Here is a 17,559-nt window from a genome sequence, read left to right as displayed (position 1 = left end):
CTCCCTCAGAATATCAGCCCCAGCAGCAGCGGGGCCAGAACAGCGGTCAGTACTGCGTTTACGCCCATGCCGATCCCGGCGAAAGCCCCGGCGGTCTCGTTGACCTGAAACGCCCGGGCGGTACCGATGCCGTGGGCCGCGACCCCGACCGCAAAGCCGCGCGCCCGCCAATCGCGGATACGCAGCAGGTTCAAGAGAGGTGTGGCCGCCACCGCGCCGATGATGCCAGTCAGGATCACCAGCACGGCGGTGAGCGTGGGCAGGCCACCGATGTTCTCGGCGATGCCCAGCGCCACGGGCGCGGTGGCCGATTTCGGGGCCAGCGACATCAGCACCTCGCCCCGCAGCCCCAGCGCGTAGCCGACCCCGACCGCCGTCGCCATGGCCGCGAGCGAGCCGGCAAAGAGGGCCGCGATCATCGGCAGGGCGGCACGGCGCACCTTGGCGAGATTGGCGTGGAGGGGCGCGGCCAGCGCGACCGTGGCGGGGCCGAGCATGAAATGGACGAACTGGGCACCCTCGAAATACGTGTCATAGGCGGTCCCGCTGGCCCAGAGCACCAGCGCCAGAAGCGCCACCGCCACGAGCACCGGATTGACCAGCGGCGCGCGGCCCGACAGCTTCGACAGGGCGTCCCCGGCGACATAGGCCGCGAGCGTGGCGGTCAGCCACAAGAGCGGCTCGGAGGACAGGTAGACCCAGATCGCGCTCAGCTCAGTCATCGCCCGCATCCCCGATCAGTCGCGCGACACCGACGAAGACCAGCGCCCCCACGCTGATCGCCACAAGGGTGCTGATCACCAGAGCGATGAGCAGCGGCACACCGTTTTCCCCCAGCACATCGAGATGCGCCACCACCCCGACCCCGGCAGGCACGAACAAGAGCGACAGATGCGCCAGCAGCGCGTTGGCCGTGGGCCGCACCGCCTCCGCCACCTGGGGCAGCACAAGGAAGAACCCGAGCAGAAGCACCAATCCCAGGACCGGCCCCGGCACCAGCAGGCCCAGGGAGCGGGCAAGGACCTCGCCGATCAGCTGGAAGACGAGCAGGACAAGCAGGTGCAGGATCATCGGGGCCTCTCGGCGCGGGCATCGCGGCGCATACGCGCAGCCTAGGGCCAAGGCCCGGCGACGCAACGCAGAAAAGTGACCTTTGGTCGGGCTCTGGTGCTCTGGCAGGTCACGGGCCGGAAAGCGAGAGGGTTCAGCCGGGCGCGTGGCCGGGGCGCCGGATGGGATCGGTCGGTCAACTGCCATGGCCTCGCGTCCCGATGCGCCGGGTGCTGCAATGTGGGAAGGCCCGGGCGGATGGAGAAGAAAACGCGCCCGGCACAAGCCTCGATTTCGGGGCGGCACCCTGTGTTCATGCAGGCGCGGATGGCTTTGGATACTGGGCGCATCTACGACCAAAGTCGGAGGGATTTGTCAGGCAGTCTGCATTCCAAACGCCCTTTGCCCGGGCGGCGGGTTCGTTGCGAAACCTGCGACGGGCCTTGCAATCCGAGGCGGGCATTTGCCGACATGTGCACATCTGTAGTGGTCCGGACGCGACAGCCGAACGCGCCGTGCCGGAAGGCCCATGCAACACCTTGACACGAAAAGGAGGTTTCGCGTGCGAAACACACCTGTTTTTTGATTTCATTACAATGCCTTGAAGTGGTCACCAAGTTCTTAATCGACCGTGCGCTCCTGCACAATCGGTCCGCGCCGATCAGGTCGTTTCCACCTCTTGCCCCCAGCACATTCCCGGTTAGGTCAGGGCAAACAGCAAAGGACATCCCATGACACAGCCCAGACTTCTCGGCCTGTCCGGCTCCCTCCGGGCGGGCAGTTTCAACACGCAACTGATGCGTGAGGCGGCAGCGCGCTTCGGTCCCGCGGAGTTCAGTGAAGGCAATCTGCGCCTGCCGCTCTATGATGGCGATCTGGAGAGCGCCGAGGGCATCCCGGCCGAGGTGCAGATGCTGGCAGACCAGATCGCCGCGGCGGATGCGGTGATCATCGCGTCGCCGGAATACAACCAGAGCCTGACCGGGGTGTTGAAGAACGCGCTCGACTGGGTGAGCCGGTTGGAGGGCAAGCCCTGGGCCGGCAAGCCGGTGGCGATCGTCGCGGCGGCGGCGGGGCGCGCGGGCGGGGCGCGCGGGACCTATGCCCTGCGGCTGGCGATGATGCCCTTCGGCGCCCATGTGCTGCCGGGGCCGGAGGTTCTGGTGGCAGGCGCGTTCAGGGAGTTCGACAGCGAGGGCAAGCTGATCACGGAAAGCTACCAGAAGATACTCGACGCCCTGATGGCGGAGCTGCGCAAGGCGGCGATGGCGGGCTGATCACCGGGCGGAGAAGCGGTTTCGAAACCGCTTGGACGGGGCCTGAGGGCAATCCCCTGCAGGCAGAGTAAGGGTCGGGCCCGGGTGGGCGTGGCATGCGTGGCTGCCGCATGCCCTCGCCCGCTACGCCAGCCCGATCCGCAGCGGGCCAAGCGGTTTCGAAACCGCTTGGGCGCGTGCCTCAGGGCGTCGGCTTCGGCAGGCTGGCGGCGGGATCGAACTCCGGCGGAATGCGGGCCCGTCCGTCGAGGATGAGGTCGGCGGCCATTTCCGCCAGTTCCGGGGCCATGCCGAAGCCGATCTTGAACCCCCCATTGAGGATCACCCGGTCCGGGCGCAGAGGATGGGCCCCCAGCATCGGCGCGTGGGACTTCGCGCGCGGGCGCAGCCCAGCCCAGCGGGCGCGCACCGGGGCATCGCGCAGGACCGGCACCGCCGCACGGGCCCGGGCGATCACAGCGTCGAGCAGGGCATCGGTGCCGGTCGGGTCGGTATAGTCCCGCTCGGAGGTGGAGCCGACCGCCGTGGTCCCGTCCGTATGGGGCACGATGTGCAACCCGTCGACGAACAGCTGCGGCAAGGTACGGGCGTCGTATCCGAGCACGGCCGCCTGGCCCTTCACGCCGTTGCCCACCTGCACCCCGAAATGTCCGCTGAGTTCGGCCAACCCCGCCGCGCCCGTCGCCTCGATCACCTTGCCGGTCGGTGCATGGTCGCCGATCAGGATCTCTGCGCCCAGCCCCTGCAGCGCCGCGGCCATGGCGGCGCAGGCCTTGGCGGGGTGCAGGCGCGCGGTCAGGGTGTCGTGGGTCACCAGGCCCGTGGAGGTCACGGGCGCCCAGTTGGCAAACTCCGTCGCAGGCCGGATGTGCCAGGCGGCGCGGCCCTGCCACAGGGTTTCGGCCTGCTGCGCCCGGTCCCGGGCCAGCGCCAGCGCCCGGTCGTCGGCAATGGGTTGCAGACGGCCCAGCCGGGCGTACCCCGGGTCGCACCCGGTGGCCCCCGCGATCTCGGTCCACCAGGCTTCCGCCCGGATCAGGCTGTCGAACTGCACCTGTTTCTTGGGATTCCACTTTTCCGGCGTATGCGGGGCCAGCGCGCCGACGACGCCACCGGAGGACCCCGCGCCCACGTGATGCGTCTCGATCACCCGGACCCGTGCGCCCCGGCGCGCGCAGGCATAGGCGGCCGAGAGCCCAAGGATCCCCGCGCCCAGCACGGTCACATCCGGAATTGCCAAAGCCCGCCTCCTTGCTCATTGTCGCGGCTGGGCCGCCCGTTTCGAGCCGCCCTCGGAACAGGCGTGTAAGGCAGGACAGAATGCAAGGCCAGAATTTGGGCCAGATCTCGGGCCAGCGGGCCGAGGTGACATGGACCGAGGGGGTGCCGGTCTCGGCGCGGTTCGACGACCCGTATTATTCCAAGGCGGACGGGCTGGCGGAGACGCGGCATGTGTTTGTAGCGGGCAATGAGCTGCCCGCGCGGTTCGTGCCCGGGTTTGCAGTGGCGGAGTTGGGGTTCGGTACCGGCCTGACGCTTGCCGTGATGCGGGCGGCCTGGCGCGGGGCGGGGATTGCCGGGCCCTTGCGATTCACCAGTTTTGAAGCCTTCCCCATGGCCGTGCCGGAGATGCGCGCGGCCCTGGCCACATTCCCCGGTGTTGCGGCGGAGCTGGCGGATGTGTTGGCCGCGCTGGAGGGCGGTGCCGTTGTCGTCGAGGCGGCGGATTTGAGCTTCGAGCTCGTGCTCGGCGATGCGCGCGAGACGGTACCGGGTTGGCACGGGTGTGCGGACGCCTGGTGCCTCGATGGGTTTTCGCCTGCGAAGAACCCCGAATTGTGGGAGCCGACGCTCTTGGCGGCGGTGGCGGCGCGGACCGCCCCGGGCGGGAGCTTCGCGACCTACACGGCGGCGGGGGCCGTGCGGCGCGCGCTGGCCGAGGCTGGGTTCGAGGTGACGCGGGCCCCCGGGTTCGGGCGCAAGCGGCACATGAGCCGGGGGCGGCTGCCATGACCGCCCAGAATACCCGTTTGGGCATCTGGCTGATGATCGTGACGACGGTGGTCTTCGCCTTGCAGGACGGGATCTCGCGGCACCTGGCGGCGGAATACAACGTGCTGATGGTGGTGATGATCCGCTACTGGTTCTTTGCGGCCTTCGTGGTCACGCTGGCGACGCGTCAGGCGGGCGGCGTGCGGGCGGCGGCGCGGACCGAGCAGCCGGTGCTGCAGGCGTTCCGCGCGGTGCTGCTGGTGGCCGAGATCTGCATCATGGTGACGGCCTTCGTGCTCTTGGGACTGGTGGAAAGCCATGCGGTTTTCACCTGCTATCCGCTGCTGATCGCGGCGCTGTCGGGGCCGGTGCTGGGCGAGAAGGTCGGCTGGCGGCGGTGGTGTGCGATCGGGGTGGGGTTCGTGGGCGTGCTGATCATCCTTCAGCCGAGCGGCGGGGTGTTCGCCGTCGAGGCGCTGGTGCCCCTGGCGGCGGCGTTCGGGTTTGCCTTGTATGGGCTGTTGACGCGCTATGCGGCGCGCAAGGACAGTGCGCAGACGAGTTTCTTCTGGACCGGGACCGTGGGGGCGGTGGCGATCACCGCGGTGGGTGTCTGGGGCTGGGAGCCGATGAGCGCGCCGGACTGGGGCTGGATGGGGGCGCTGTGCGTCACCGGGGCGCTGGGGCATTACCTGTTGATCAAGTGCTACGAGGTGGCGGAGGCGAGCGCGGTGCAGCCCTTTGCCTATCTGCAACTGGTCTGGGGCGCGATGCTGGGGGTGAGCGTGTTCGGCGAGCAGATCCGGTGGAACGTGGCGCTGGGCGCGGCGCTGGTAGTGGCCGCGGGGATCTTCACCCTGTGGCGGGCCCAGGTCGCCGCGGCGCGGGCGCGCTGAGCAAGGATTTTCGAAAATCCTTGGGCGCGCGCCGGTCTCAGCGGGCGGTCAGGCGCTCGATCACGCGGAAGGGTTGCGCGCGTCCGGTCAGGCGCATCTCGTAGATCACCCGGCTTTCGGTCACGCGCATGATGTAGTTCCGGGTCTCGCGAAACGGCACGTGTTCGATCCAGTCCACCATCGCGTCCTCATCGAGCCCCTTGGGGCTGCCGAAACGTTCCGTCCAACTGCGCGACCGGCCCGGGCCCGCGTTGTAGCCGATGGCGATCAGGGTCAGGTTCTCGCCGAACTCCTCGATCAGCTGGTCGAGATAGGCGGCACCGAAGCGCACGTTCTGGGCCGGGTCGCTGAGGAGTCGCGCCGCCGAGAACGGCTCGCCCAGCTTGCCGGCCATCAACTCGCCCGTCCCCGGCATCAGCTGCATCAGGCCGCGCGCGCCCGCGGGGCTGACCACCGCCGGGTCGAACTCGCTCTCTCGCCGGGCGATGGCGAGCGCCAGAGCCCGGTTGACCGCGAGCCCCTGGCCAGGCACCAGGTTGGTCACCGGGTGATAGGCCCGGTGCAGCACGCGCCCGTCCTCGGCCGCGAATTTCGCGATCTTGAGGGCGATATGCGGCTCGTCCCAGGCCAGGGCCACATCGGCCAGCGCGCCCATTTCCTCCAGCGTCAGCCGCTCGCTCAGGTGCACCAGGAATCGCTCCGCCAGGCTCCGCTGCCCGGCTTGTTGCAGGGCCCGGGCGGCGCGGAAGACCGAGGTGCGCGCATAGGGGCTCGCGGCCCAGTCGGGATAGGTCTCGCGCCCGGCTAGCGCGGGGTCGGGCGCGATCCCGGCCCGTTCGGCGGCGAGTTGGCCATAGAAGGCGGTCTGGTGCTCGGCCCCCATCGCATAGGCGGCGCGGGCCTCGTTCGGCCGACCCAGCGCCTCCAGCGCACGGCCTTGCCAGTAGCCCGCCCGGCCGAGGGAGATCGGCGAGGCCACAGCGTCCTCGAACCGGCGGAAATGGCCCAGCGCCGTTTCGGGATCGTTCAGCTTGCGCAGGGCGATGAAGCCGGAGAGCCATTCCAGATCGGCATAGTGGTTGCCCTCGGTCAGGAAGTGATTGGCGGCCAGGCGGTAGGCCTCGCGATCCCGGTCGTCGCGCATCAGGTCGCGGGCGAGGGACCGGCGGCGATTGGCCCAGGCCTCGGGATCGCCGAGGGCCGCGGCAGAGGTCGACTGCGCGTCCAGCAACTCGCGGGCGGAGTCGATCCGGCCCTTGCGCAAGCGCCACTGGAACCGCTCGTAGGCGAGGCCCGGATGGTCTTGCAGCGCCGCCGGGACCGCCGCGATCAGCCCGTCCACCCCCGGCTGGTCGATCCGCAGGGCGATCCGGGCCTCGGCCAGGCGCTGCCAGGCGGGCGGCACGCTGTCGAGCATCGCGCGCGCATCGCCGGTGCGCCCCTCCCACAGGAGACGGTCGAGCCGGGCGATGTTCTGGGGTGTGATTTCGCGGAAATGCTCGCGCAGGAAGATCGCCTGTTCTTCGCGGTCCAGGTTCAGGTGACGCCAGGCGGTCGCCAGGGTCTCCACCGCGCCCTCGGCATCGCCGGTCGCGGCTTGAGCCGCGGCCAGACGCCGTGCCCCGGTGCCGGTGCGTGGGGCTTGCGGCGCGAAATAGGCCAGCACGTCGGCCGGGGCGGCATTTTCGGGGATCGCATCCTCCCCCCGCGCCCGCAGAAGCGGCAGGCCGGGCCAGTCACTGTTACGCGCGAGGAAGTCGCGGTAGTCCTGCCAGCTGCCCTGGCGCGCGCGCAGCAGGGTCCAGATCACCACATCGCGTGCGGCCTGATCCTCGAGCGCCGCGGCGGCGCGCGTGGCGCGGTCCCAGTCGCTGCTGCGCGTGGCCTGCAATGCCTCCGCCAGATCGGCGCGGACCGGCGCGGCCTGCGCCACCAGCCCCACCGCCGCCATCACCATGAAGAAAACTCGAATTGCCTTGCCTGCCATCTGTCTCGACCCGCCCTGTTTGCCTGGCTTTGCTTCACCATCTAGGGTGTTGCGGCGCAATGTGACAGGGGGATTTCGCGCACGGTTTTGTGCCCTGCCCCTTGCGCTGCCCCCGGCCGGAGCGGTAAGGCGCGCGTACCGCCAAGGGTATGATCAACGTCAGGAGGGTCTTCATGTTCAAAGGGTCTATGCCAGCGCTGGTCACGCCGATGAAAGACGGGGCCGTGGACTTTGCCACGCTCGAAGCGCTGGTCGAATGGCAGATCGCCGAAGGCAGTCACGGGTTGGTGCCCGTGGGCACGACCGGCGAGAGCCCGACGCTGAGCCACGAGGAGCACGAGGCGGTGGTCGCCAAGGTCATCGAGGTCGCCGCGGGCCGGGTGCCGGTGATCGCGGGCGCGGGGTCGAACAACACGGTCGAAGCCGTGCGCTTCGTGCGCCACGCCAAGGACGCCGGGGCCGATGGCGCGCTGGTGGTCACGCCCTATTACAACAAGCCGACCCAGGGGGGCATGATCGCCCATTACACCGCCCTGGCGGAGGCCGCGGACATCCCCATCGTGATTTACAACATCCCCGGCCGGTCCGTGGTGGACATGACCCCCGCGACCATGGCGGCGCTTGCTGCCCTGCCGACGATCGTGGGCGTGAAGGACGCGACCGGGGATCTGGCGCGCGTCAGCCAGACCCGCATGGCCTGCGGGCCGGAGTTCATCCAGCTGTCGGGCGAGGATGCCACGGCTTTGGGCTTCAACGCCCATGGCGGGGTCGGCTGCATTTCGGTCACGGCCAATGTGGCCCCCGCGCTCTGCGCGCAGTTCCAGGAGGCGACCCTGGCGGGCGATTTCGCCACGGCGCTGGCGCTGCAGGACAAGCTGATGCCGCTGCATGAGGCGATCTTCGTGGAGCCGGGGCTGGTGGGGGCGAAATATGCCCTGTCGCTGCTGGGCAAGTGTTCGGAAGACGTGCGCCTGCCGCTTCTGGGTCTGAGCGACGGCACCAAGGTGCTGATCAAGGACGCGATGATCCATGCAGGGATCCTTGGCTGACCGGGTCTGACCTGAGCCTGCGGCCGCGTCTGGCGGCGGACCTGGAGGCGCTCTGCGTCATCTGGGAGGCCGCCACGCGCAGCACCCATCCTTTCCTGCCCGAAAAGGTGATTGCGACCGAGCGCGCGGCACTGGCAGAGACCTATTTCCCGGCGACCCGGACGCTGGTGGCGGTGCGCGGGGGGCGGGTCGTCGGCTTCGGGTCCATGCGCGGGGCGGAATTGGCGGGGCTGTTCGTGGCGCCCGAGGCGCAGCGGAGCGGTGTCGGACGGGCCTTGGTGGCCGAGCTTTGCGCCGGCATGGCGGTCACGCTGGAGGTCTATACGCTCAACATGCACGGGCGCGCGGCCTATCACCGGCTGGGCTTTGTCGAGACCGGGCGTCGGGTGGACACGGCCACCGGGCTGGAGCGGGTGCAGATGGTGCGGCCTGCGGAGAGTGCTTGAATCCTACCCTGCGTTTGTTATGTCACGGCGATGGCCAAACCCAAGACCCCCGAGGAAAAGAACTACAAGGTGATCGCCGAGAACCGGCGGGCGCGGCGCGAGTATGCGATCGAGGAAGACCTCGAAGTGGGCATCGTGCTGGAAGGGTCGGAGGTCAAATCCCTGCGCGAGGGCGGCTCGAACATCGCCGAGAGTTATGCCACGGTGGATGATGGGGAGTTGTGGTTGGTCAACAGCTACATCGCGCCCTACGCCCAGGCCAAGACCTGGAAGCACGAGGAGCGGCGGCGGCGCAAGCTGCTGGTCTCGCGTCGGGAGCTGTCGCGGTTGTGGAACGCGACCCAGCGGCAAGGCATGACGCTGGTGCCCTTGGTGATGTATTTCAACCATCGCGGGCTGGTGAAGCTGAAGATCGGTGTGGCCAAGGGCAAGAAGCTGGCGGACAAGCGGCAGACTGATGCCAAGCGGGACTGGAACCGTCAGAAACAACGCCTGCTGAAGCAGAACCTTTAGAGCGTCGGGCGCGGGGGTGCGCGCGCCGGATGTGGGGTGTGTCGGGCTCTGCGAGGGATGTACTGGCCAGCGTCGGGGGTTTGCGCCGCGCTGGTGCGCGTCGCCGGGGGCGAGAGGGGCCAGCCCCTCTCGCGCTCTCCCAAGGATATTTGATGACTTGAGGGAAGGGCGCGCGGTTGAGCCTCCCTTGTTCATGAATACGCGTGGCGTCCGGCCTGCCGGAGGGCGGGGCATGCGGCCTCTCTTGCCAGCGGGGGCAACGCTCGTTACGCACTATGTGTCACTTTGTTGAATAAGGCGGCTGGTCCCGTGTCCCAAGACGATCCCAAGACCCTTGTTTCCACCGATTGGCTGGAAGCGCACCTGTCCAACCCGGATCTGCGCGTGCTGGACGCCTCTTCGTACCTGCCCGGTTCGGGGCGCGATCCGAAGGCGGAGTATGACGCGGCCCATATCCCCGGGGCACGGTTCGTGGCGATCGACGATGTGAGCGATGCACGTTCGGACCTGCCCCACATGGCCCCACCGGTGGAGAAGTTCATGTCGCGGATGCGGGCCCTGGGCGTGGGTGACGGGCACCAGGTGGTGGTCTATGACGGCGCGGGTCTGTTTTCGGCCGCCCGGATGTGGTGGCTGTTCCGGCTGATGGGCAAGACCGATATCGCCGTTCTGGATGGCGGCTTTCCCAAGTGGCAGGCGGAGGGGCGCCCGGTCGAGGACCTGCCGCCCGTGGTGCGGGACAGGCACATGACCGTGCAGCGCCAGGCGCATCTGGTCAAGGATGTCACCCAGGTGGCCGCGGCGGCGAAGCTGGGCGAGCCGCAGGTGGTCGACGCGCGCTCCGCCGGTCGGTTTAGGGGGGAGGAGCCCGAGCCGCGGGCGGGCCTGCGCGCGGGGCATATCCCGGGGTCGAAGAACCTGCATTATGCGACGCTCCTGGCCGAGGATGGCACGATGAAGCCCCTCGACGAGTTGCGCGCGGCCTTCGTGGCGGCGGGCGTCGATCTGGACAAGCCGGTGATCACCACCTGCGGGTCCGGCGTGACCGCGGCGATCCTGAGCCTGGCGCTGGAACGGCTGGGGCATCGCGATCACAGCCTCTATGACGGGTCCTGGTCCGAATGGGGCATGTATGGCGATCTGAAGGTCGCCACGGGCTGAGCGCCCCGATGTTCGCGCATCTGCGCCCGCAGGCCGACGACCCGATCCTGGTCCTGATGCGGGCTTTCCAGGCCGATCCGCGGCCCGGCAAGGTGGACCTGGGCATCGGGGTCTGGCGCGACGCGGAGGGGCGCACGCCGGTATTCGGGGCGGTGAAAACGGCCGAGGAACGGCTGTGGCGAACCCAAGACACCAAGTCTTATGTCAGTTTCGCGGGCGACCCGGCGTTTCACGCGGCGGTGGGCGATCTGCTTCTCGGGTCGGTGACGCGGCCCCGGGCGGTCACGGCGACCACGGGCGGCACCTCCGCCGTGCAGACGTTGCTGGCCCTGAGCCAGGTGGCGCGACCGGCGGCGCAAGTCTGGATCCCGGCGGAGACCTGGCCGAACCACCGGGTGCTGGCGGAGCATCTGGGGTTGGCGACGCGGGCCTTCACCTATCTCGCGCCGGAGGGCACCGGGATCGACCGGGAGGTGCTGTTGCGCGACCTTGCGCAGGCGCAGGCGGGGGACGTGGTGATCCTGCATGCGTGCTGTCACAACCCGACCGGGATCGACCCGGACCCGGAGTTGCAGGCGGAGATCGTTGACAGCCTGGCGCGGACCGGGGCGGTCCCGCTGGTCGACTGTGCCTATCTCGGGTTCGGAGCGGTGCCGGAGGCGGACGCCGCCTTCCTGCGCCGCCTCGCAAGTTTGCCCGAGGCGATGCTCGCCTTTTCCGGCTCCAAGAGCTTCGGGCTCTACCGCGAACGCGTGGGACTGGCGCTGGTGCTGCTGGAGCAGCCGGGCGTGGTGGAGGCCGTGCAGAGCCAGCTGACACGGCTGAACCGGGTGAACTATTCCTTCCCGCCGGATCACGGGGCCCGGGTGGTCACGGAGATCCTGGCCGATCCGGCCTTGCGGACCGCCTGGGAGGCGGAGCTGGCAGCAATACGCACCGCCTTGAGCGCCAACCGCCAGGCGCTGGCCAAGGCCCTGCGCGCCCGGCTGCAGAGCGACCGATTCGACGGGCTGGCGGCTCAGAGCGGCATGTTCGCGATGCTGCCGCTCGGCAAGGAACGGGTGATGCGGATGCGCGAAGACTTCGCCGTCTATGCGGTGGGGACAGGCCGGGTGAACCTGGCCGGTGTGACCCCCCGGACCACGGACCGCGTGGCCGAGGCGATCGCAGCGGTGCTGCGGGACTGAACCTGCCCGCGCCGGGCCTCGGAGCGCAGACCGGGCGCCGCGGTTTCCCACGACACCCAATCCCTGCACTGTTCACACACTCTACGAGAGCACTGCGTTGAAGAGAAAAATCCCGGGCGAAGACCGCCCGGGAAGTTGGTCAGGCTGAGAGGAAGGAGGCTCAGCCCTTGGTGAAGTCGGGATAGGCTTCCATGCCCAGTTCGGAGGTGTCGAGACCGTTGATCTCGTCCTCTTCACTGACACGAATGCCCATGGTCAGCTTGAGCAGGTACCACACGATCAGCCCGACCCCGAAGGTGAAGACACCGTAGGCGGCGATCCCGACCAGCTGTGTCACGAGGCTTGCGCCCTCCTGGTAGAACACCACGGCAATGGTGCCCCAGATGCCGGCGAAGAGGTGCACCGGAATGGCGCCGACAACGTCGTCGATCTTGAACTTGTCCAGCAGCGGCACCGTAAAGACCACGATCACGCCCCCGACAGCCCCGATCCAGAGCGCGCCGAAGAGTGTCGGGTCGAGCGGGCTTGCGGTGATGGACACGAGGCCCGCCAGAGCGCCGTTGAGCACCATGGTCAGGTCCGGCTTTTTGTAGAGGACTTGGGTCAGAATCAGCGCGGTCAGAGCACCGGCCGCCGCAGCCATGTTGGTGTTGGCGAAGATGCGCGACACGTCAGAGACATCGCCCACGGTGCCCATCGCCAGCTGCGAGCCGCCATTGAAGCCGAACCAGCCGAGCCACAGGATGAACGTGCCAAGCGTGGCGAGGGCAAGGTTGGAGCCGGGCATCGGGTTGACGCGACCATCCTTGTACTTGCCCAGGCGCGGACCGAGGATGATTGCACCGGCCAGAGCAGCCCAGCCGCCCACGGAGTGCACGACGGTCGAGCCCGCGAAGTCCGAAAAGCCCATCTCGGACAGCCAGCCGCCGCCCCACTGCCAGGAGCCGGAGATCGGGTACATGATGCCGGTCAGGACCACCACGAAGGCGAGGAAGGGCCAGAGCTTGATCCGCTCGGCGAGGGCACCGGACACGATGGACGCGGTTGCAGCGACGAAAACCAGTTGGAAGAAGAAGTCCGAACCGATGGAGGCATAGTCCAGTGCCGCATCAGCCGCGGCCACGCCTACGGGGTCCAGAACGGTCGGGACGAAGAAGCTGCCCACATAGCCGTTGAAGTCGCCCGGATACATCAGGTTGAAGCCGATGAGCCAGTACATGACCGCGGCAATCGAATAGAGCGCGATGTTCTTGGTCATCTGCATGGTGACGTTCTTGGACCGCACCAGGCCGCCCTCGAGCATCGCGAACCCGCAGGCCATGAAGAACACCAGGAAGCCCGCCATGCAGAACAACAGGGTGGTCATGATGTAGGGGCCGATTTCGTCGAACGAGGGCGCGGCGTCCTGGGCAAGTCCAAGGCTCGGCAGGACAATTGCCGCCGCAGCCAGCGGAAGGAGTTTCGTAAGTTTCATGCGTTGAAGCCTTTCTACGAAGGATTTCCTGCGCTCAGAGCGCGTCGTCGTTGGTCTCGCCCGTGCGGACGCGGACCGCCTGCTGCACGTCGAGGACGAAGATCTTGCCGTCGCCGATCTTGTCGGTCTTGGCGGTGGTTTGGATGGTCTCGACGACCTGGTCGGCCATGGTGTCGCCGACGACGATCTCGAGTTTGACCTTCGGCACGAAGTTCACGGCATATTCCGCACCACGGTAGATTTCCGTGTGACCGGACTGTGAGCCGAAGCCTTTGATCTCGGTGACCATCATGCCGCGCACGCCGATGGAGGTGAGTGCTTCGCGGACCTCCTCCAACTTGAACGGTTTGATTGCTGCGATGATAAGTTTCACGTCTGTTACCCTTCCTTTTGCAGGTGCCCTGCGAGAGTTCACCGCCGAACAACAGAACGCGAACCGGGTTCATTCAACGAAGGCGCCCCGTTTCCCGACAACCCAGGGTTGTTGTCGCACATTTTTTGCACGAATTTGGGCTTCTGCACATTTTTTGTGCATTTGCTGCATGGCGAAAAAGCGACAGGGCAGTGCAAAAGCGAGTCAGGCGGGGTTACATAGGGCCAGTCCTTGGGGCGATCCGCGGGGTTGGCGTTCGGCCTCCGCAGCAGGTACAGGCATCGCGTATGAGTTCAGACAAACGAAAGAGACCGGTGCTGCGCGCCGATGCGAGGTCTGCCGGACATCCGGCCAAGGCCCGGACAGCCGCGGCCAAGGCCCCGGCTAAACCCAAGCCCAAGCCGCGCCGCAAGACCGCAGCCAAGCGCCGGAGCTCTGCTCGGTCCGGCCCGCCGCGGGGCCTGTTCGGGCGGCTGTTCTGGGCAATCCGGCGGCTGATCGGCTGGATCCTCGGGCTGATCTTCGCCATCACCTGGCGCGGGATCGCGGTACTGTTGCTGATCCTCGCGGGGTCGGTGGCCTACCATTACTCCACCCTGCCGCCGGCGTTGCAGCTGACCGATGGGCGGGTGCGGGGGTCCGTGACGCTGCTGGACCGGGACGGAGATGTCTATGCCTGGCGCGGGGACCAGTTCGGCGGTGTGATCGACGCCAACACCGTGTCGCCGCATCTGAAAAACGCGATCATCGCCACGGAGGACCGGCGGTTCTACCAGCATTTCGGCATCAGCCCGCGCGGCATCGCCAGCGCGGTACGGATCAACCTGCGCGAGGGGCGCGGGCCGTTGTCGGGTCATGGCGGCTCCACTATCACGCAGCAGGTGGCCAAGCTGCTGTGCCTTGGGACGCCTTACAAGCCCGAGAGCGGCATGACCGAGGCGGAGTATGAGGCCGACTGCCGCCGGGGCGGGATCTGGCGCAAGGTCAAGGAAGTGCCCTATTCGCTGGCGCTTGAGGCGGCCTATACCAAGGATGAGATCCTGACGATCTATCTCAACCGGGCCTATCTGGGCGCTGGCGCGCGCGGGTTCGAGGCCGCGAGCCAGCGGTATTTCGGCAAGTCCGCGGCCGAAGTGGATCCGGCGGAGGCGGCGATGCTGGCGGGGCTTTTGGTGGCGCCGTCGCGCTTTGCGCCGACCAACGACCTGGAGCGGTCCCAGAGGCGCGCGGCCACGATCCTGCGGCTGATGGAGCAGGAGGGCTACCTGAGTGCGACAGATGCCGCGGTGGCCCGGGCCAATCCTGCCACCCTGTCGGAAGCAGCCGAGCGGCGCGCGGGCGGGTACTTCGCCGATTGGGTGATGGAGGAAGGGCCGAATTTCCTGACCTCGGAGACCACCGAGGACGTGATCATCCGCACCACCTTCGATCAGGATATCCAGGCGGCGGCGGAAGAGGCGCTGAAATACGTGTTCGAGACCAAGGTCAGCCCCGGCTCCAAGGCTCAGGCGGCAATCGTGGTGATGTCGGCGGACGGGGCGGTCCGGGCCATGGTGGGCGGGCGCAAGCTGCAGGTGTCCGGCGCGTTCAACCGGGCGACGCAGGCGCTGCGGCAGACCGGGTCGGCCTTCAAGCCCTTTGTCTATGCCGCAGCACTCGACCTGGGCTACAGACCGAACGACATGATCCTCGATGCGCCGCTGACCATCGATATCCCCGGTTCAGGCCCTTGGAGCCCGCGCAATTACACCAACAATTTCTACGGCGAGGTGACACTAACCGAGGCGCTGAAGAACTCGCTCAACACGCCCGCGGTGCGCCTGTCGGAGCAGGTCGGGCGGGAGAATGTGCGCAAGGTGGCCAGCGATTTCGGCATCGCGCGAGAGATGGCGCCGGGACCGGCGCTGGCGCTGGGGGCGTCGGAGAGCACGTTGCTGGAGATGACAGCGGCCTATGCCGGGATCCTGAACGGCGGCAGCAGCGTGGCGCCCTACGGGCTGACGGAGTTGCGGCTTCTGGGGGATTCCGAGCCGCTGATGGGCCAGGCGGGCGGGATCGGCGAACGGGTGGTCAGCCAGCGCGCGGCGCAGGAGCTGACCTTCATGATGTTCCAGGTGATCGAGACCGGCACCGGCGGGCGCGCCAAGCTGCCCGACGGACGGCAGGCGGCAGGCAAGACCGGCACCACCCAGGCCGCGCGGGATGCGTGGTTCGTGGGCTTCACCGCCGATTACGTGGCGGGGATCTGGATGGGCTATGACGATAACACGCCCCTGACGGGCGTGACCGGCGGCGGGCTGCCGGCGGAGATCTGGCGCGAAACCATGCGCCGGGTCCACGAGGGCGACCCGCAAAGACCCCTGCCCATGACCCTGCCGCCCCCCCGGGTGGAACCGGCGCCACAGATCGCCCGGCAAGAGCGGCCGCAGATTGAAGACCAGATCCGCAACGCCGCCGAACGGGTGCTGCGCGATGTGCTTGGTGGGTTGCTGGGGCGGAACTGAGCCGCGGCGCGCGGCAAGGCGCTTCGAAGCGCCTTGATCAAGCGCTTTGCAAAGCGCTTCTGACGCGATTTCCAAATCGCGTGTCCAAGCCCGTTCGAACGGGCTTGGTGTCCGATCGGCAGATCATTCAGGTCCCGGTGGGCGCGGCAACACCCCGACCGGATCAGGTTGTATTGCGCAACGCCTGGATCATCGCGTCGAGATTGCCCCCGTTGCGGTCCAGCAGCGCGCCGATCTCGGTCCGCTCCGTGATCGCGAGGTTCACGCCTTCGATGACGATGTTGAAGAACAGGTCGCGCCCCGAACGGTCGGACACCAGGAAAATCACTTCGAACGGGGCCTCGCCCCGCAGGAACGCGGTCGATTTCACCTCGAAGAAGCTGCGCACGGGACGTGCACTGTTCACCTCGATCCGGCCGCCGACGAACTCCTGGAAACGACGTCCGTATTTGCGCGAGATATAGGTCTTGAACGCGTCCGTGTAGGCACGCCGCTGGGCGTTGGAGGCCGAGCGCCATTCCACGCCGAGAACCGATTGCGCGATGATGTCCACATCCGCGTAGCGCTCGAAGATGCGTTCGAACTCGCGATAGAGGGCCGAGCCGGTCTTGCCCGAGTTGATCGCCGCGTCGATCTCGCCCACGAGCCGCCCGACAAGATCCTTGGCCTCGTTGGTGTTGAGGGCCTGGACGGGCCGTGGTCCGAGCAGTCCGGCAAAGGGCAGGCTCAGGGCGAAGGCACCCAGAGTGCGGAGCACGCGGCGGCGGGAAAGGTTACTCGACATAGGGGTCCTCGTAGGGATCGAAGTAAAGGTCGTCGGCAGGGGCGCCGCCCTCGATCAGGGCCACGGAGGGGTCTCCGCCGAAATCGTCGTAGGGATCGAGATAATCGTTTCCGGTCCCACTCCCAAGCCGGAAGCGCCGGTTCTGCAGGTAAAGAATGCGTGTAGAGGCGTAGCTGTCGATGCTGTTGTAGAGCAGGTCGTCCACGACCGATCCGAACTCCGCCCTGTCCTTGAGTTGCTCGACGGTGAAGAGCCCCGCGCGCACGGTGAGGGGTCGGGTGAAGGTGACAAGCTCGCCGATGGGATCGATCACGATGTCGACCGCCCGTCCGGACAGGTGCCGAGAGGTATGCGGCCCGAGCAGCGGGACCGACACGAAGGGCCCCTCGCCCACGCCCCAGACATACATGGTTTCGCCGAAGTCGGTGTCGAGCTCCTGCAGGCCCATGGCGGTGGCCGGATCGAGCAGACCGCCGAGCCCCATGGTCGTATTCACGAGGAATCTGAACATGTTGTGCAGCGCATTCTCTGCGCGCCCCTGCAGCACGTTGTTGAGGATCCGGGCGGGCTGCTCGAGGTTTCCGGTCGCGTTGCTGATGCCCTGCACCAGAGGGTCCGGAACCAGGGTGACATAGGCTTCGGACGCCTCGCGCAGGATCGCCTTGTCCAGCGCCTTGTTGAAATTGTGCACACCCCGGTTGGCAGGCTCGAACGGGTCGATCACCTCGTCCGGGCGGTTGGGCGAGGCACAGGCCCCGAGTGTGGTGATCACCGCAAGGCAGACAAGGGCGCGGGTCAGGGACTGAAACATGTGAATGGGATCCGGGGCAGATTACAACAAATGGCTTGAGACTCGGGCAGCGTCG

General features: G+C 67.6%; 17 protein-coding genes. 9 read left to right on the top strand and 8 right to left on the bottom strand.

The window, feature by feature from the left end; all coding sequences use genetic code 11:
- Positions 1-5: 5 nt before the first annotated feature.
- A complete protein-coding gene (locus DSHI_RS00775) occupies positions 6-722 on the bottom strand; it encodes an LrgB family protein (RefSeq protein ID WP_012176838.1) in 717 nt (238 codons plus the stop codon).
- Positions 715-1,071: a CidA/LrgA family protein gene (locus tag DSHI_RS00770; protein ID WP_012176837.1), complete on the bottom strand. Its 357-nt coding sequence runs from the start codon at positions 1,069-1,071 to the stop codon at positions 715-717. Before DSHI_RS00770 ends, DSHI_RS00775 begins: the two co-directional genes overlap by 8 nt.
- Positions 1,072-1,781: 710 nt before the next feature.
- On the opposite strand from DSHI_RS00770, the gene DSHI_RS00765 reads away from it, so the two are divergent.
- Positions 1,782-2,327 (top strand): NADPH-dependent FMN reductase, encoded by a 546-nt coding sequence (locus DSHI_RS00765; RefSeq protein ID WP_012176836.1) that lies wholly within the window; start codon positions 1,782-1,784, stop codon positions 2,325-2,327.
- Between the two features lie 181 nt (positions 2,328-2,508).
- Here the strand turns inward: DSHI_RS00765 and DSHI_RS00760 are convergent, their stop codons facing one another.
- Entirely contained in the window at positions 2,509-3,567 is a 1,059-nt protein-coding gene (locus tag DSHI_RS00760; protein WP_012176835.1) for an NAD(P)/FAD-dependent oxidoreductase, read from the bottom strand.
- 80 nt (positions 3,568-3,647) lie between these two features.
- On the opposite strand from DSHI_RS00760, the gene mnmC2 reads away from it, so the two are divergent.
- Positions 3,648-4,340, top strand: a complete 693-nt coding sequence (gene mnmC2, locus DSHI_RS00755) for a tRNA (5-methylaminomethyl-2-thiouridine)(34)-methyltransferase MnmC2 (protein WP_012176834.1) — start codon at positions 3,648-3,650, stop codon at positions 4,338-4,340.
- Positions 4,337-5,215, top strand: coding sequence for a DMT family transporter (locus tag DSHI_RS00750; protein ID WP_012176833.1), 879 nt, complete (start codon positions 4,337-4,339; stop codon positions 5,213-5,215). Before mnmC2 ends, DSHI_RS00750 begins: the two co-directional genes overlap by 4 nt.
- Positions 5,216-5,252: 37 nt before the next feature.
- Here the strand turns inward: DSHI_RS00750 and DSHI_RS00745 are convergent, their stop codons facing one another.
- Positions 5,253-7,202 carry a lytic transglycosylase domain-containing protein gene (locus tag DSHI_RS00745; RefSeq protein ID WP_012176832.1) on the bottom strand — a complete coding sequence of 650 codons (1,950 nt, stop codon included), beginning with the start codon at positions 7,200-7,202 and terminating at the stop codon, positions 5,253-5,255.
- Between the two features lie 173 nt (positions 7,203-7,375).
- Here DSHI_RS00745 and dapA point away from each other — a divergent pair, with 173 nt between their 5' ends.
- The 5 genes from dapA to DSHI_RS00720 all read left to right on the top strand — a co-directional run bounded on the left by dapA (position 7,376) and on the right by DSHI_RS00720 (position 11,558).
- The gene (dapA, locus tag DSHI_RS00740) at positions 7,376-8,251 is read left to right on the top strand and encodes a 4-hydroxy-tetrahydrodipicolinate synthase (protein WP_012176831.1); all 876 of its coding nucleotides are present in this window, start codon (positions 7,376-7,378) and stop codon (positions 8,249-8,251) included.
- A gap of 107 nt (positions 8,252-8,358) precedes the next feature.
- Positions 8,359-8,697, top strand: coding sequence for a GNAT family N-acetyltransferase (locus DSHI_RS22180; protein WP_050757766.1), 339 nt, complete (start codon positions 8,359-8,361; stop codon positions 8,695-8,697).
- 30 nt (positions 8,698-8,727) lie between these two features.
- Positions 8,728-9,210, top strand: a complete 483-nt coding sequence (gene smpB, locus DSHI_RS00730; RefSeq protein ID WP_012176829.1) for an SsrA-binding protein SmpB — start codon at positions 8,728-8,730, stop codon at positions 9,208-9,210.
- A gap of 309 nt (positions 9,211-9,519) precedes the next feature.
- Entirely contained in the window at positions 9,520-10,371 is an 852-nt protein-coding gene (gene sseA / locus DSHI_RS00725) for a 3-mercaptopyruvate sulfurtransferase (RefSeq protein WP_044027571.1), read from the top strand.
- 8 nt (positions 10,372-10,379) lie between these two features.
- Complete coding sequence (locus DSHI_RS00720) at positions 10,380-11,558, top strand: amino acid aminotransferase (RefSeq protein WP_012176827.1); 1,179 nt, start codon at positions 10,380-10,382, stop codon at positions 11,556-11,558.
- Between the two features lie 160 nt (positions 11,559-11,718).
- On the opposite strand, the gene DSHI_RS00715 is transcribed toward DSHI_RS00720, so the two are convergent.
- Both DSHI_RS00715 and DSHI_RS00710 read right to left on the bottom strand, forming a co-directional pair.
- Entirely contained in the window at positions 11,719-13,032 is a 1,314-nt protein-coding gene (locus DSHI_RS00715; RefSeq protein WP_012176826.1) for an ammonium transporter, read from the bottom strand.
- Positions 13,033-13,066: 34 nt separating this feature from the next.
- Entirely contained in the window at positions 13,067-13,405 is a 339-nt protein-coding gene (locus tag DSHI_RS00710; protein WP_012176825.1) for a P-II family nitrogen regulator, read from the bottom strand.
- Positions 13,406-13,692: 287 nt separating this feature from the next.
- Between DSHI_RS00710 and DSHI_RS00705 the strand changes: the two genes are divergently transcribed.
- Positions 13,693-15,909 carry a transglycosylase domain-containing protein gene (locus DSHI_RS00705; protein WP_044027570.1) on the top strand — a complete coding sequence of 739 codons (2,217 nt, stop codon included), beginning with the start codon at positions 13,693-13,695 and terminating at the stop codon, positions 15,907-15,909.
- A 163-nt stretch (positions 15,910-16,072) separates the two neighbouring features.
- On the opposite strand, the gene DSHI_RS00700 is transcribed toward DSHI_RS00705, so the two are convergent.
- Complete coding sequence (locus DSHI_RS00700) at positions 16,073-16,693, bottom strand: MlaC/ttg2D family ABC transporter substrate-binding protein (RefSeq protein WP_012176823.1); 621 nt, start codon at positions 16,691-16,693, stop codon at positions 16,073-16,075.
- On the bottom strand, positions 16,683-17,504 hold the full coding sequence (locus DSHI_RS00695; protein WP_012176822.1) for an MlaA family lipoprotein: 822 nt from the start codon (positions 17,502-17,504) through the stop codon (positions 16,683-16,685). Before DSHI_RS00695 ends, DSHI_RS00700 begins: the two co-directional genes overlap by 11 nt.
- Between the last annotated feature and the right edge of the window lie 55 nt (positions 17,505-17,559).

Origin of the sequence: Dinoroseobacter shibae DFL 12 = DSM 16493, from assembly GCF_000018145.1 — a bacterium.
GTDB lineage: Bacteria > Pseudomonadota > Alphaproteobacteria > Rhodobacterales > Rhodobacteraceae > Dinoroseobacter > Dinoroseobacter shibae.
The sequence above is the reverse complement of the archived record's forward strand: the minus strand, read 5'-3'. Positions and strand labels throughout refer to the sequence as shown.

Excerpts from the sequence above, each read along its gene's own strand:
- DSHI_RS00775 (WP_012176838.1), bottom strand. The coding sequence starts at position 722 with ATGACTGAGCTGAGCGCGATCTGGGTCTACCTGTCCTCCGAGCCGCTC.
- DSHI_RS00770 (WP_012176837.1), bottom strand. The coding sequence starts at position 1,071 with ATGATCCTGCACCTGCTTGTCCTGCTCGTCTTCCAGCTGATCGGCGAG.
- DSHI_RS00765 (WP_012176836.1), top strand. The coding sequence starts at position 1,782 with ATGACACAGCCCAGACTTCTCGGCCTGTCCGGCTCCCTCCGGGCGGGC.
- mnmC2 (WP_012176834.1), top strand. The coding sequence starts at position 3,648 with ATGCAAGGCCAGAATTTGGGCCAGATCTCGGGCCAGCGGGCCGAGGTG.
- DSHI_RS00750 (WP_012176833.1), top strand. The coding sequence starts at position 4,337 with ATGACCGCCCAGAATACCCGTTTGGGCATCTGGCTGATGATCGTGACG.
- DSHI_RS00745 (WP_012176832.1), bottom strand. The coding sequence starts at position 7,202 with ATGGCAGGCAAGGCAATTCGAGTTTTCTTCATGGTGATGGCGGCGGTG.
- dapA (WP_012176831.1), top strand. The coding sequence starts at position 7,376 with ATGTTCAAAGGGTCTATGCCAGCGCTGGTCACGCCGATGAAAGACGGG.
- smpB (WP_012176829.1), top strand. The coding sequence starts at position 8,728 with ATGGCCAAACCCAAGACCCCCGAGGAAAAGAACTACAAGGTGATCGCC.
- DSHI_RS00720 (WP_012176827.1), top strand. The coding sequence starts at position 10,380 with ATGTTCGCGCATCTGCGCCCGCAGGCCGACGACCCGATCCTGGTCCTG.
- DSHI_RS00715 (WP_012176826.1), bottom strand. The coding sequence starts at position 13,032 with ATGAAACTTACGAAACTCCTTCCGCTGGCTGCGGCGGCAATTGTCCTG.
- DSHI_RS00705 (WP_044027570.1), top strand. The coding sequence starts at position 13,693 with ATGAGTTCAGACAAACGAAAGAGACCGGTGCTGCGCGCCGATGCGAGG.
- DSHI_RS00700 (WP_012176823.1), bottom strand. The coding sequence starts at position 16,693 with ATGTCGAGTAACCTTTCCCGCCGCCGCGTGCTCCGCACTCTGGGTGCC.
- DSHI_RS00695 (WP_012176822.1), bottom strand. The coding sequence starts at position 17,504 with ATGTTTCAGTCCCTGACCCGCGCCCTTGTCTGCCTTGCGGTGATCACC.